Genomic DNA, 14,215 nt, shown 5'->3' with positions numbered 1-14,215 from the left:
ACTGTGCCAATATAAAAAAGCTGATAAATCACTATTTAATAAGCTTTAAGCAAAATATTTTTGCGGTTTTTCTGTTATTAGTGCAAATTAATGTTGCACCCATTAGGTTTAGTATATACTATTGAATAAAATGCCGAATGAAGGAGATTACAATGAATCACAGGGAAATCGAACAGCTTCAATTAAAAAACAAGATCTTTCAGCGGATATTAAATGAAATCGATGTAGGTGTCCATGTAGTGAATGAGGAAGGAAGAACCACATTTTACAACAAAAAAATGGCCCAGATTGAAGGCATGGATTATGAAGATGTATTGGATAAAAATCTGCTGGATGTATTTTCTTTCAACCAGAACGAATATAGCACCTTACTTCAGGCGCTCAAGAATGGCAGCAGCATTAAAAATGCCAAACAAACCTACTTTAACAATATAGGGCAGGAAATTACCACAATAAATAATACATTTCCGATTATTGAAGATGGTGAACAGATTGGCGCCATGGAAATCGCCCGTGATGTGACCAAGCTTGAAAAGCTGATCAGAGAAAATATGAATAAACGCGGAAACACCCGTTATACCTTTGATAGCATTATCGGTTCAAGCGACGAAATCCATGAAGTAATTGAAGCAAGCAAAAGAGCAACCCGGACGAGTTCCTCAGTCCTGATAATCGGGGAGACCGGTACAGGAAAAGAGCTTTTTGCCCAAAGCATCCATAATGGCAGCAGCCGTTCTTCGAAGCCATTCATCTCTCAAAATTGCGCAGCACTTCCGGACAGTCTGATAGAGGGTCTTTTATTTGGCACAAAGAAAGGGGCATTTACAGGCTCGATTGAAAGGCCGGGATTATTTGAGCAGGCAAATGGCGGGACATTACTGCTGGATGAGATCAACTCACTTAATCCATCCCTTCAGGCAAAGCTTTTGAGAGTTTTGCAGGAAAGAACGGTCCGCCGGGTAGGAGATACAAAAGACCGGGCAGTGGATGTCAGAATCATAGCAACCATAAATGAAGACCCGATTGATGCTATTTCAGAAGGCAGGATGCGGAAAGATTTGTACTACAGGCTGAGTGTTGTGTCCCTCTTTATTCCGCCTCTCCGGGATAGAAGAAAGGATATCCGGGATCTTGCACAGTTTTTCATAGAAAAATATAATCAGCTTTTTGGGATGAATGTAGCGGAAATTGAAGAGGAAGTAATGAGTAAATTCGAGCAATACGACTGGCCGGGGAATGTACGAGAACTGGAGCATATTATCGAAGGAGCCATGAATCTGATTGATCAGGAAGAAGCCATCAGCTATGTGCATTTGCCTCTTCATTTCCGGAATAAGCCTCAATTCAAGGACCAGCAGAAGGATGCCGGCCCTTTGGAGGATTTGATGATTCAGAAAAACAAGCCTGATAAAACACTGGAACAATATATGCAGGAAGCTGAGAAATACTATTTAAAGAAAGTTCTTAAACACCATGGCAATAATATAACCCAAGCCGCAAAATCACTTGGCATGAGCCGGCAAAATCTGCAGTATCGGCTGAGGAAATACGGATTCAGGAAAGAAAACAGCTGACTGATTCGAGATAAAAGATCTGTTGAAAATCGGATAAAAAACAAATAAGCTCCCGGCTGGGAGCTTATTTGTATAGAATATCATCACGCAGCGCTGCAACACGTGTCAAAGCTTCATCTATATCCCTCTCACTCACTCCAAAATGCGCCAGTGCATCATGCAGATGCTTGGCAATTGCATCAAAGTGTTCGGGCTGCAGATTCATGCCCTCATGAGCTTTAGCCATAGAGTTTCCTGTATATTGATTAGGCCCCCCCAAAGCATAGCTGATGAACTTGGATTGATGGCGCTTCTGCTTTACCATATCGGTATGCTCGAAAAACTGATTAACAGTCTGATCCTTCAATACCAATTCCTCGTAAAAATAATCGACAACCTTTTCAATAGATTCTCCGCCGCCAACTTTTTCATAAAGAGTCTGCTCTGCCATATTTATCTCTCCTTTCAACAAGCTTATTCTTTTCTAACAGAAAGTTCCTATTCAAAAATCACAATTCGAATCAATTTACTTTATCCTATTATTTTTTTCAAAAAACAAAAAGACTCCGAGGGTACGGAGCCTGAAATTTAAGAAACCAGTTGATCTTCTTCATCTTTTTCAATTATTTCTTTTCGTTCCTGTTCACTCATGAATGTAATTTTGTAGCCAATCATCGCAAAGATAATAGCCAGGATCGGCACAGTGAAATTTAAAATCGCGTATGGTGCATATTCAAATGGATGAACGGACAGTGTTGACATGATAAACACCGCACATGTATTCCATGGAACAAAAACGGACGTGACGGTACCTCCATCTTCAAGTGCCCGTGAAAGATTTTTAGATTGCAGATTTTTATCCTTAAATGCCTGTGAGTACATTCTGCCCGGCAGCAGAATAGAAATATACTGCTCTGCAGCTGCTATATTTGTAAAAAAGGCAGACAGTACGGTAGTTGCAACTAAGCTTCTTGCTGAACGGGCCAATTTCAGTATCTGTTCAACTATGGCTTTTAACATGCCTGTCTGCTCCATAACTCCTCCAAAGGCCATCGCTACAATTGTAAGGGACACGGTGTACATCATATCGTCAATGCCGCCTCTATTGAAAAGCTCGTCCACCATTGTGTTGCCTGATTCAATTGAGAACCCGCCTTGAAGAGTGTTGACGGCATCACCCACAGCACCGCCCTGAACAAAAATATGGCATAGCCAGCCAAGGAAAATACCCACCGCAAGCGCAGGCAATGCAGGCACCTTTTTAGCCACTAACCCTATAACTATTACTGGTACCAGTAATAGCCAAGGAGAGATGACGAAGTTCTCTGATAAAACATTCATGACACCAGTAATTTTATCACTATTCAAATCGTCTCCGCCAAATTGCCTTCCCAAAAACCAATAAGCAATAATAGCAACGGCCAGCGCCGGAAGGGTTGTGTAGAACATATGTCTTATATGCTCAAAAAGATCCGTGCCTGTGATTCCCGCAGCTAGATTAGTCGTGTCGGACAGCGGTGACATTTTATCCCCGAAATAGGCGCCTGAGATGATAGCTCCCGCCACCATTGGAGCAGGGATGCCCATGCTGATTCCAATTCCCATTCCTGCGACGCCAATCGTTCCCATTGTAGACCATGAGCTTCCGATCGCTAGAGTAACAATGGCACAGATAATACAAATTGAGACTAAAAACATGGATGGCGTCATAAGCTTTAATCCATAAAAGACCATGGTCGCTACAATTCCGCCGCCAATCCAGGATCCAATCGTCAAGCCCACCATTATAATAATTAAAATAGCCGGAAGCGCCAGCTTAATTCCTTTATAAAAACCTTCCTCAATATCATTCCACTTATAATTAAAACGCCAGGCAATGATAGCGGATACAATCGTTCCGGCAATCAATGGCACATGAGGGCTTCCCTCAAACTTAACAATCGTCACAATCATTGCAGCAATCATTACCAGCAGCGGCAGCACTGCAAACCAGAAGGGAATTTTCTTTCCTGTTGTTTCTTTCATAATTTTCCTCCTCTTAAAGTTACACGTCTGTTGGTTTAACTATTGCAAGATTAATGCCAAGATATAAAATTCGGACATTTTTCAGACTATTTACCCTAAAACAATTTAATTTCTAGCCGTTTTATGTAGGTTAGCATGCAAAATAAATTTTCGAGCGCCCGCTCATTTTGCACAAAGAGCAAATATCTTTTGCACCTATAATAAAAATAAAAAACCGGGCATCAAAACCCGGCTTTCATTTTTATTACTTCTTAATAAGATCTTCGCGCTGTGACTGGTCAATCCACTCTTGAAGCTTATCCTTAAGTGTATTGAATCCCTGTGCAGACTCGTCTTCCATTTTGATTGGAGCTGCCTGGCGCTTGCGAGGCTTTCTTGCTTTTGCCTCTGCTTGTGGCGCTTCTTCTGTTGCACGGATTGATAAACCGATTTTTCCTGCTGCTTCGTCAACAGAAAGTACCTTAACTTTTACTTCATCTCCCACTTTAAGATGCTCATTAATATCTTTTACGAAACCATGAGTCACTTCGGAAATATGAACTAATCCCTGTGTATTCTCATCTAATGCCACGAACGCACCATATGGCTGAATACCCGTTACCTTTCCTGTAATAACACTGCCTACTTCGATTTTCTCAGACATGAAAACACTCCTATTTAAATTCAAATTTTATCTTTTATACGCAATAAAAAATTATATCACAACTTGATAAAAATATCAAATACCTCAGACATTTTAACTCCAAATGAATAACCGACAGTCATTCATTATAATAAAACAATCTGCAAACAATATGTAGACATTCTTTTGTTTGTTAACTAAATGTTCATGAAGTACAGCTAGGTTCTTGAGTTCACCATGATAAAATTTAGATAGAAAAAACTGTTAGTGGGAGTGATGGACATGTCAAATATTGGCCATAACATTAAAGCTTGCCGCGAACGTGCAAATATGACCCAGCAGCAGCTCGCATTAAAGGTGAGAGTAGGAACGGGAACGATTGCAAAATACGAAAATGGGGATCAGATACCTGATACACAGACAGTATTAAAGATCTCAACAGCCCTGGATATTCCAGCATCTGAATTGCTTGAACAGGAACTGCATAAAGGCCAGTCCGGAATTGATTTTGAAATTGAACAGCTTGTGCGTGAAATTGGCACAAAAAAAGCAAAGCTCATTTTGCGGAAAGCTAAGGAATTCAGTGAGGAAGATTTCCTCCGTGTCATGCAGATGCTTTATGAAATTAAATATGATCAAAAAGTTTTATAAAAGGAAGTATATAAAAAGGGAATACTGGTTAGCCTTGAAGTATAAGGCTTTCTAGTATTCCCCCCTTTTTGAAGTTGACAATCTGTTGTGGATTGTCCTTTTTTTATGCCTTCTGATTTTGAATTAAGAAATGGCTAATTTTCTTGATTGCTTCCTGCAGAAGTTCCATGGAAGTGGCATAAGAGCAGCGTACATGGCCTTCCCCGCTTTCTCCAAAAATATTTCCTGGCACTACCGCTACCTTTTCCTCCAGCAGCAGCTTTTCTGCAAATGCTTCAGAAGAAAGCCCGGTACTTTCAATAGATGGGAAAGCATAAAAGGCTCCCCCCGGCATATGGCATGTTAATCCAAGTTCATTTAGAGACTGAACAAAATAATTCCGACGGCGCTTATAGCTCTTTTTCATACCCTCGACATCTGATCTGCCTGTCTTCAAGGCTTCAAGTGCAGCAAACTGTGCCATCGTAGGCGCACACATCATCGCATACTGGTGAATTTTCAGCATAGCCTGCGAGATCTCCTCAGGAGCGCAGACAAACCCCATTCTCCAGCCTGTCATTGCAAACCCCTTTGAGAATCCGGAAATTAAAATTGTTCTTTTCTTCATCTCTTTGATGGCGGCAAAACTCGTATACTCGCCATCATAAGCAAGCTCCGCATATATCTCATCAGAAAGAACCAGCAAATCGTATTTTTCAGCTATTTGGGCGATTGCGTTCAGTTCATCACCGCTTAACATGGTTCCAGTTGGATTATTGGGGGAACAAAGTATAATGGCTTTTGTCCGGCGGGTTATTGCCTTTTCCAGCTGCTCAGGCAGAATCTTAAACCCATTCTCCTTTAAAGTCTGAACCTGGACAGGCACACCTCCCGCAAGAGTAACCAAGGGAACATAGGAAACAAAGCTGGGTTCAACCACTATGACTTCATCCCCCGGATCAAGTATGGCCCTTAGAGAAATATCCAATGCCTGGCTCGCTCCCACCGTAACGATTATTTCACTTTGGGGAGAATAAGAAACTCCGAAGCTTTTCAGCATATAGCCTGCAATTTCCTCACGCAGCTCCATTAGACCGGCATTAGCCGTATAAGAGGTATATCCCTGCTCAAGAGAGAGGATAGCTGCTTCACGCACGGACCAGGGTGTGATGAAATCAGGTTCTCCTACCCCAAGGGAAATGACTCCTTCCATTCCTGCTGCAAGGTCGAAAAAGCGGCGAATCCCGGAAGGCTTAAGCTCTTTTACCGTTTGGGATAAATAAGGCTTCATTCCATTCATTACGGTGACACCACAATTCGTTTGTCATCTTCATTTTGTTCGAAAATTGTGCCGTCATGCTTATATTTTTTGAGAATAAAATGTGTCGTTGTCGACAAGACCGAATCGAGAGTCGACAGCTTTTCCGATACAAATCGGGCAACCTCATTCATGGAACGGCCTTCAATGATAACAGAAAGATCATATGCGCCGGACATTAGATAGACAGATCTTACCTCTTTAAAACGGTAAATTCTCTGAGCAACTTCATCGAATCCTACCCCGCGCTTTGGAGCGACCTTCACATCAATCATAGCTGTTACTCCCTCATGGCCATCCACCTTTGACCAGTCAATAACAGAATTAAAACGCACCAGCACTTTCATTTCCTCAAGCTTATCTAAAATGGTTTCCGTCTCCGCCACGCTTAGTTGAGCCATTTTCGCTATGTCTTCCACAGGAATTCGCGCACTGTTATTTTCTAAAATTTCCAGAACTTCGATTTGCTTTTCATTTAATTTCACTACTTGTCGCTCCCATCCTTTAGTGATTTACTCTATAAAATAGTTACATTATAGCAAAAACTTCGAAAAATAAATGTGTCACTTTCATTATTTATTAATTTCTTTAAAATCATATGTGTCAAGTTTAAGATTAAGGGGAAAATACTGTGAAACTGAGTCTAGGAGGGGGATGGCCCTTGGAACAAGCGACATTTTCAGGAATAGAGCCCATTAACGGAACGGATGTTTATTATGAATACTATAAACATGAGTCCTCAAGGAATACACTGGTTCTGCTGCACGGTTTTCTGTCATCCACCTTTAGCTTCCGCAGGCTGATTCCTCTGCTGCAAACAGAATTCAATGTGGTATCGATGGATTTGCCGCCCTTCGGGAAAAGCGGGAAATCCAAGCAATTCGTCTATTCATATAAAAACCTGGCTGATACGGTTATCCGCTTATCAGAAAAGCTGGGCTTTGAAAAAGTCACATTAATAGGGCATTCCATGGGGGGACAAATTGTTTTAAATGTTGCACATTCCAAGCCTGACCTGGTTGATCAGGCGGTACTGCTGTGCAGCTCAGGATATATGAAACGAATGAAGCCGCATCTCATTTTTTCAAGCTACATACCATTCTTTCATCTATATGTGAAATTATATCTGCAGCGCTCAGGGGTAAAACAAAATCTAAAAAATGTTGTCTATGATCATTCCATGATTGATGATGAAATGCTCTATGGCTATTTGTCGCCATTTCTGGAAGACGATATTTTCCTGGCTTTAACCAGGATGATTCGCGACAGGGAGGGCGATATGCCTGCCTCCGCATTGAAGAAAATTGAAACACCGTGTCTTCTAATATGGGGAGAACATGACCGGGTCGTTCCGCTTCATATCGGAAAACGGCTGAATAATGACCTGAAGAATTCCAGGCTGGTAGTTTTAAAAGAAACCGGTCATCTCGTGCCGGAAGAGCGGCCGGAAGATGTCCTTAAGCATATTAGGAGTTTTATTAATTCTGTCCAGGTCCGCAGATAAAAATGGCAGCCCTTGGAAGGAGAGCTGCCACTTTTCACTTTACATAGCGCAGGAGCCATTATTCTTGATTTCAAGGAGACGTACGGAAATTTCCTTGCAATTGTCCAGAGGGATGACTTCCTCAAAGGAAAATTCATATATAGCTTGAATCCTCCTGGCTAATTCCATCTGATCATCCAGATCATGAACTGCCTGAATTGTATCTGCAATTTCAGTGACATAATTGCCCGGCCCCACTCCAAATGGATCCCACTGATCCAGAGTATAGACAAGCAAAAGATTCGTTTGCTGCATTTCCATTTCTATCACCTATTATTATTCGGCTGAATGAAGCCGCAATATTTTAATTATTAGCTTCAATATCATATCATAGAGTCAGGGTACATAAAAGAATTCTAAAGGCGGTGACAGGGTTGGATCGTTTTAAGTTCCATCAGAAAATTAGCAGGGAAAATACAGCTTCTGTTAAGTGGGATATGACCAGGGAGGTATTCGGCAGAACCGATGTATTGCCGATGTGGGTAGCAGATATGGATTTTCAGCCACCCGATGAAGTGAAGAAAGCGATAGAAGAAAGAATAGCACACGGGGTCTACGGATACACGTTTGCTCCTGACTCAACCGCGGAGTCCATCGGACAGTGGGTTAACAAGCGTCATGACTGGAAAGTCCTTAATGAGTGGATTTTATACAGCAGCGGAGTGGTTCCATCCATCGCAACTGCCATCCGGGCTTTTACGAAAAATGAGGATAAGGTACTGGTCCAGTCTCCCGTATATACTCCTTTCTTTGAGATGATTAAACAAAATGGACGCAAAGTCGTTAATTCTCAGCTGAAGCTCGAGAATGGCCGATACGAAATTGATTTTGCCGATTTTGAAAACAAATTGAAAGAGGGAGTGAAGCTATTCCTCCTATGCAATCCGCACAATCCGGGAGGACGTATGTGGGATGATGAGGAACTCAGGAAAATAGGGGAACTCTGTGTAAAATATGATTGCCTTATTCTTTCCGATGAAATTCATTCTGATTTAATTTATGATGGCAAAAAACATTATCCCATTGCTTCAATGGATCCACGATTTGCAGACATCACGGTCACCTGCATAGCTCCGACGAAAACCTGGAACCTCGCAGGAATACAAGCTTCCGCTGCGATTATAAGCAATAAGAAACTGCGAAAGGCTTTTCAGGCAGAACAGCACAAGCAGGGATTTTTTACGCTGTCCGCCTTTGGAATCATCGGCATGGAAGCAGCCTATCGCCATGGAGAAGGATGGCTTAACAGTCTAATGGATTATCTCGCTGAAAACAAACGAACAGCAGCTGAGTTTATTGGTGAGCATCTTCCCGGCATTCGCCTGATGGAGCCGGATGGCACCTATCTGCTATGGATGGATTGCCGCGAATTAGGTTTAAGTGATGCCGAACTCCGCAAACATCTATTGGAAAAAGGGAAACTCGCCCTGGAACCTGGTCCAAAATACGGGCCGGGCGGTGAAGGCTTTGTCCGAATGAATATTGCCTGCCCGCATGAAGTATTGGCGGAGGGGCTGGAGAGGCTAAAGCGGGCTTTTGAGTGATTGTATTTGGAGGCACGGCCTGGGGGCCGTGCTTTTTTTGGGCTTGTGCTGGGATGGTCGATTCCATTGTTCGGTTTCATGAATGCTTTATGGTGCCCCGTTTTCTTCTCTTTGCCCCCCTTTTCGGCTTCATGAACGCTTCATGGTGACCGTTTTCTTTTCTTGGCCCTCCTTTTCGGCTTCATGAATGCTTCATGGTGACCGTTTTCTTTTCTTGACCTTCCTTTTCGGCTTCATTAATGCTTTTATGGCGACTGTTTTCTTTTCTTGGCCCTCCTTTTCGGCTTCATGAACCCTTCATGGCGACCGTTTTCTTTTCTTGGCCCTCCTTTTCGGCTTCATGAACCCTTCATGGCGACCGTTTTCTTCTCTTGGGCCTCTTTTTCGCCTTCATGATCGCTTCATGGTGACCGTTTTCTTTTCTTGGCCCTCCTTTTCGCCCTCATGATCGCTTCATGGCGACCGTTTTCTTTTCTTGACCTTCCTTTTCGGCTTCATTAATGCTTTTATGGCGACTGTTTTCTTTTCTTGGCCCTCCTTTTCGCCTTCATGAATGCTTCATGGTGACCGTTTTCTTCTCTTGGGCCTCCTTTTCGGCTTCATGAATGCTATATGGCGACCGTTTTCTTTTCTTGGCCCTCCTTTTCGGCTTCATGAACCCTTCATGGCGACCGTTTTCTTTTCTTGGCCCTCCTTTTGGGCTTCATGGACCCTTCATGGCGACCGTTTTCTTCTCTTGGGCCTCCTTTTCGGCTTCATGATCGCTTCATGGCGACCGTTTTCTTTTCTTGACCTTCCTTTTCGGCTTCATTAATGCTTTTATGGCGACCGTTTTCTTTTCTTGACCCTCCTTTTCGGCTTCATGAACCCTTCATGGCGACCGTTTTCTTTTCTTGGCCCTCCTTTTCGGCCTCAAGAAACCTTTATGGCATCCATTTTTTCTAGTTCACCATTATTGGCTTTAATAATTCTCTGATGACTCAATTCTGCTGTTCAGTATAATAAGAATACTTTCCATGTCCTTGAATGATATATTTCCTGCTTAGTACCCTCCGCACAGTTTTCTCCGAAAAAGCACCACCACACCAATCAACGATTGTTTTGGTAGTTATCTTCCGATCTGGAAACAAAACCTTATATTCATTCACGCAACGAATTATCGCTGTATCCGCCTTTTCCTTCAAACCACATTCCCCGCACGTTAAGTAACCTTGGGTTAACGGGGTTAAAAACGAAGAACACGAATCACACGGAACCCCTTTTCGCAATTGGGTATAATTATATTCCGGCTTTCGCATGTATGGGTTCTCTTTCAAACAGCGGGCATTTAACTGCTCGGCCAGCTTCATGTTTCTTGATGTTGTGACATTTGGGGTGTTTTTTAATTTCTCAAGGAATCGTTTTAGCTGTGGAGGAAATACGGCGGGTATATTTAGTGGAGCCTGATAAAGCTGAAAGCCTGGGTTGATAAATATGAGATGAGATTTAATGGGAAGGTGAAAGCCTAGTTCTTTTAGGAGTGCCCGTAAAAGCGTTTCGCATCTCTGCAGCTGAAGAAGAGGATTTTTTATTTCTATTTTGGAGGGAAGGGAATACCATCTTTCGTTTTCAATGCAGTAGTCTCCTTCGTAGTTTTTTACTTCAAAGACAAAAAGAGTGCTGCCGGCGATAAGGAGGGTATCAATTTGGAAGTGGGTATTGCTGCTTTCCAGCAGGAGATCATTTAGAATGATAAAAGAGTCCGGAAAGTTCTGCAGTTCCCTGTCAAAATGAAGCTCGCCTTCAAAGCCTTTTTGTAAAAACAGATACTGGTTTTCCTCTTTCAACGGCAGTTCAAGACGGCGGGACAGGATACGCAGCAATTCCAGCTCCCTTGATTCGAATCGGGGTCTATTATTCATATTTCACCTCTCGTATTGGACTAATTTTATTTTAAGAAAAATTTTCCATACTCACAAGCAAAATCCCCTCGCGGTTCAAGCAAGGGGATTTACAGTACATATTCAGCAAGTACGCTCTGCACTTCGTAAATGTTCAAGCTTTTATTAAAATGTTTTTCAATCGGTTCGTCTGATCCTGAAATCCATATTTTCAATTCGGCCTCAAGATCAAAGCTGCCTGCGGTCTCAATGCTAAAATGGGTTATGCTTTTATAAGGAATGCTATGATATTCGATTTTTTTCCCTGTGATTCCCTGCTTATCCACCAATATCAGGCGCCTGTTTGTAAAAATGAACAAATCTCGGACAAGCCTGTAGGCTTTTTCAACCTGTTCACTCGGAGCAAGGACTGCTGAAAATTCGTCCTCGACCTCCTTAACGTCTGCTTCTGATGCATTGCCGATAAAACCATCGAAAAGTCCCATCTAACTAACCTCCAATATAAGGTTTAACTCCATTATACTTGATCGTCCGGAAAAATTCCCAGTGATAAAGGCTTTCCCTCTCAGGAAAGCCTTCAGATATTATTCTTCTGTAGACGGATCGTCCTGTGCTTTTTTCTGCCCTTTTTCTTCTTTATCTTTAGAAATACGGCCACAGGCAATGCGTTCTCCGGAATCCCCTGCAGGCTGAGTCATGCCATCGTCCGGCCCTTCATGGATGACTATGGAGGTCCCTTCCTTTGTCAGCAGCGAAGTTTTGTCTTCCTTCAACGTGACCTGAGGAGCCATGAAATCAATCTTAACCTTGCCGTCATCCTCGACAATCAGGTTGGGAAGATCACCCGCATGGGAGCCCTTTGGATGCAGCAGCCCATGATCCTTATTATCAGGATTGAAATGATTCCCGGCAGATTTGAAATCTGGGGGTTCGCATTTTGCTTTTTCATGAATATGTATGGCCAGTTCCCCCGGCGGCAGCCCGCTCAGATCTCCGCTCAATTTTACTCCGCTCGCCTGCTCCTCGACCTTAATGGTACCTAATGAATCACCTGCAGCATTAAACATTTCAACTTCTGTATTGGTAATGTTCTCTTCCCCGCAGCCGGACAGAAGAAGAACAAACCCCAGCATTAAAGCTTTTTTCATGATTGAATCCTCCATCAAGACAATTTGCCTTTAGTGTTGCCCAATCACTTTACTAATAAACAGGAAAAGCTCAAGGACCCTAAGGAGCAGGCGCTGGACCGTTATCAAAACAAAAAGGCTCTTTTCGTATAAATTGTTGTTTTTCACTTATTAATGTTGCCCGTTGATTGTAGCGAGAGGATGCTCGCTTTCCGCGGGGCAGGCGGTGAGCCTCCTCGGCGCTGCGCGTCTGCGGGGTCTCACCTGTCCTGCTACTCCCGCAAATCATTGAATAAACTTCCTAGCGTACGCACCGCACGAAGAAAATACGCATGCATTTTCGAGGATCTCGCACCTTCCGCTACAATCAAGTCAGTAAATATAATACAAATAGCAATAGCCTTTACGAAAACAGCCTAACAAAAAAAGAACAGCTGCTCAGCTGTTCCCCTCTTGTCTATTTTGCCTGTCAATGCGCTCTTCAAGTTCCTTCGCTTTGGCAGCTTCGCGCCTTGAAACACGGATAATTAATCTCATGGTCAGAATGGCCCCGACTAAGAAGATGGCGAACGTTACAGCTGCAGGGCCATATTCTGATTTATCTTCAGGAAAATATAGAAACAGTGACAGTACATACCATTGCAGCATTCTAATCAATCCTTTCTGCTAAAAGCAGTGTCCATTGAATTATTATATCAGCAATGATTGCACAGTCCAATGAACTTATTTCAATACCTCGATCTTTTCAATGACCACATCTTCCACAGGCTTGTCCTGTTCGCCTGTTTCAACCGCTGCGATGCTATCTACTACATCCATTCCCTCGATAACTTGCCCAAAGACTGTGTGCTTGTTGTCAAGCCAAGCTGTACCGCCTTTTTCATATGCCTTGATGATTTCTTCCGGATAACCAGCCTTTTCCATTTGTTCTTTCAGGCTTGGGTCAAGGGTTTTGTTCTGAACAATAAAGAATTGGCTTCCATTAGTATTTGGACCGGAATTGGCCATGGATAAAGCTCCGCGGATATTATAAAGCTCATTAGAGAATTCATCCTCAAACGCTTCGCCGTAAATACTTTCTCCACCCATTCCGGTTCCATCAGGATCGCCGCCCTGGATCATAAAGTCCTGAATGACACGGTGAAAAATCACCCCATCGTAGTAGCCATCTTCGCTGTGCTTAATGAAATTCTCAACAGCTTTCGGAGCCTGGTCCGGGAAAAGTTTAATTTTAATATTCCCTTTTGATGTCTTCATTCCCACCAGTCTTTCATTTCCCTGTACTTCTTCAGTCAGCTGCGGAAAATTGTCCGGAGCTTCGGCTGCCTCGTTATTTGTCTGTTTTTCTTCCGTTTCAGAGCCATTTGCATTGTCCGCTTCTTTCTCAGTGTTTGTCCCGCATGCTGACAGAATTATCATCAGAATGAGGATGGGAGTTAACATACGCAATTTCATGGTTCAGCCTCCTATAAAAAATTCATCATTTTTTAGCTTACCTGATTTATTGAAAATTTGCACTTTGTTTTTTCAGGCTTCATAATAGGGGCTAAAGAAAATGTAAAAGGAGAGGTTAGGTTGGCAGAAGTAAAGATTGGCGACAAAGTAACAGCCATCTATAAAACGGGCAAATATATAGGGGAAGTAACAGATATCCGGCCGCAGCATTATCTGGTCAGAGTACTGGGGGTCCTAAAACATCCAATGCAGGGCGATTTGCATAACCCTAAACAAGCGGATGTGATGCTTTTTCATGAACGCCGGGCGCTTGCTTACAGAGAGCAGACCAATGTGCCCAAACAAATGGTAAAGCCTTTCAAAGAAGAAATACCAGAATATATGGATTCGCTGCAGATAGCTCTGGATAAAATGAGAACCGAGCTTGAAGGAGATTCTTCCCCATGGGCGGAGCAAAGCATCAGAAACCTCGACTCCCTGGAGAAAGATTACTTTAGGTAATAATGAAAACAAGCCAA

The 14,215-nt window shown here is 42.7% G+C and carries 16 protein-coding genes; 5 read left to right on the top strand and 11 right to left on the bottom strand.

Features of this window, described 5'->3' with window-relative positions:
- The first annotated feature begins 152 nt into the window (after positions 1-152).
- Positions 153-1,574 carry a sigma-54 interaction domain-containing protein gene (locus tag AC6CHU_RS18190; protein WP_498122567.1) on the top strand — a complete coding sequence of 474 codons (1,422 nt, stop codon included), beginning with the start codon at positions 153-155 and terminating at the stop codon, positions 1,572-1,574.
- 64 nt (positions 1,575-1,638) lie between these two features.
- Here the strand turns inward: AC6CHU_RS18190 and AC6CHU_RS18185 are convergent, their stop codons facing one another.
- The 3 genes from AC6CHU_RS18185 to yugI form a co-directional block, all read right to left on the bottom strand.
- The gene (locus tag AC6CHU_RS18185) at positions 1,639-2,004 is read right to left on the bottom strand and encodes a group I truncated hemoglobin (RefSeq protein WP_159867783.1); all 366 of its coding nucleotides are present in this window, start codon (positions 2,002-2,004) and stop codon (positions 1,639-1,641) included.
- Between the two features lie 137 nt (positions 2,005-2,141).
- Positions 2,142-3,578: a Na+/H+ antiporter NhaC gene (gene nhaC, locus AC6CHU_RS18180; protein ID WP_159867786.1), complete on the bottom strand. Its 1,437-nt coding sequence runs from the start codon at positions 3,576-3,578 to the stop codon at positions 2,142-2,144.
- A 244-nt stretch (positions 3,579-3,822) separates the two neighbouring features.
- Positions 3,823-4,221 (bottom strand): S1 domain-containing post-transcriptional regulator GSP13, encoded by a 399-nt coding sequence (gene yugI / locus AC6CHU_RS18175; protein WP_035332058.1) that lies wholly within the window; start codon positions 4,219-4,221, stop codon positions 3,823-3,825.
- Between the two features lie 261 nt (positions 4,222-4,482).
- Between yugI and AC6CHU_RS18170 the strand changes: the two genes are divergently transcribed.
- Complete coding sequence (locus AC6CHU_RS18170; RefSeq protein ID WP_498122558.1) at positions 4,483-4,851, top strand: helix-turn-helix domain-containing protein; 369 nt, start codon at positions 4,483-4,485, stop codon at positions 4,849-4,851.
- Between the two features lie 103 nt (positions 4,852-4,954).
- On the opposite strand, the gene AC6CHU_RS18165 is transcribed toward AC6CHU_RS18170, so the two are convergent.
- Together AC6CHU_RS18165 and AC6CHU_RS18160 are read right to left on the bottom strand one after the other, a co-directional pair.
- Positions 4,955-6,130, bottom strand: coding sequence for an aminotransferase (locus AC6CHU_RS18165; protein WP_498122557.1), 1,176 nt, complete (start codon positions 6,128-6,130; stop codon positions 4,955-4,957).
- Positions 6,130-6,633, bottom strand: coding sequence for an Lrp/AsnC family transcriptional regulator (locus tag AC6CHU_RS18160; RefSeq protein ID WP_159867795.1), 504 nt, complete (start codon positions 6,631-6,633; stop codon positions 6,130-6,132). The genes AC6CHU_RS18165 and AC6CHU_RS18160 overlap by 1 nt, the downstream gene beginning before the upstream one ends.
- A 176-nt stretch (positions 6,634-6,809) precedes the next feature.
- Between AC6CHU_RS18160 and AC6CHU_RS18155 the strand changes: the two genes are divergently transcribed.
- On the top strand, positions 6,810-7,652 hold the full coding sequence (locus tag AC6CHU_RS18155) for an alpha/beta fold hydrolase (RefSeq protein WP_251284853.1): 843 nt from the start codon (positions 6,810-6,812) through the stop codon (positions 7,650-7,652).
- Positions 7,653-7,691: 39 nt separating this feature from the next.
- Here the strand turns inward: AC6CHU_RS18155 and AC6CHU_RS18150 are convergent, their stop codons facing one another.
- Entirely contained in the window at positions 7,692-7,952 is a 261-nt protein-coding gene (locus AC6CHU_RS18150; protein WP_159867801.1) for a DUF1871 family protein, read from the bottom strand.
- Positions 7,953-8,065: 113 nt separating this feature from the next.
- On the opposite strand from AC6CHU_RS18150, the gene AC6CHU_RS18145 reads away from it, so the two are divergent.
- Positions 8,066-9,235: a MalY/PatB family protein gene (locus tag AC6CHU_RS18145; RefSeq protein WP_285871225.1), complete on the top strand. Its 1,170-nt coding sequence runs from the start codon at positions 8,066-8,068 to the stop codon at positions 9,233-9,235.
- 980 nt (positions 9,236-10,215) lie between these two features.
- Here AC6CHU_RS18145 and AC6CHU_RS18140 read toward each other — a convergent pair.
- The 5 genes from AC6CHU_RS18140 to AC6CHU_RS18120 all read right to left on the bottom strand — a co-directional run bounded on the left by AC6CHU_RS18140 (position 10,216) and on the right by AC6CHU_RS18120 (position 13,697).
- A complete protein-coding gene (locus tag AC6CHU_RS18140; RefSeq protein WP_159867807.1) occupies positions 10,216-11,136 on the bottom strand; it encodes a nuclease-related domain-containing protein in 921 nt (306 codons plus the stop codon).
- A gap of 89 nt (positions 11,137-11,225) precedes the next feature.
- Positions 11,226-11,600 carry a PH domain-containing protein gene (locus tag AC6CHU_RS18135; protein ID WP_159867810.1) on the bottom strand — a complete coding sequence of 125 codons (375 nt, stop codon included), beginning with the start codon at positions 11,598-11,600 and terminating at the stop codon, positions 11,226-11,228.
- Positions 11,601-11,699: 99 nt separating this feature from the next.
- On the bottom strand, positions 11,700-12,263 hold the full coding sequence (locus tag AC6CHU_RS18130; RefSeq protein ID WP_159867813.1) for a superoxide dismutase family protein: 564 nt from the start codon (positions 12,261-12,263) through the stop codon (positions 11,700-11,702).
- Between the two features lie 417 nt (positions 12,264-12,680).
- The gene (locus tag AC6CHU_RS18125) at positions 12,681-12,890 is read right to left on the bottom strand and encodes a hypothetical protein (protein WP_159867816.1); all 210 of its coding nucleotides are present in this window, start codon (positions 12,888-12,890) and stop codon (positions 12,681-12,683) included.
- A gap of 75 nt (positions 12,891-12,965) precedes the next feature.
- A complete protein-coding gene (locus tag AC6CHU_RS18120; RefSeq protein ID WP_159867819.1) occupies positions 12,966-13,697 on the bottom strand; it encodes a peptidylprolyl isomerase in 732 nt (243 codons plus the stop codon).
- Positions 13,698-13,817: 120 nt separating this feature from the next.
- Here AC6CHU_RS18120 and kapB point away from each other — a divergent pair, with 120 nt between their 5' ends.
- A complete protein-coding gene (gene kapB, locus AC6CHU_RS18115; RefSeq protein WP_159867822.1) occupies positions 13,818-14,198 on the top strand; it encodes a kinase-associated lipoprotein KapB in 381 nt (126 codons plus the stop codon).
- Positions 14,199-14,215 lie beyond the last annotated feature (17 nt).

Source organism: Cytobacillus sp. GQ23 (assembly GCF_059758675.1).
The sequence above is the reverse complement of the archived record's forward strand: the minus strand, read 5'-3'. Positions and strand labels throughout refer to the sequence as shown.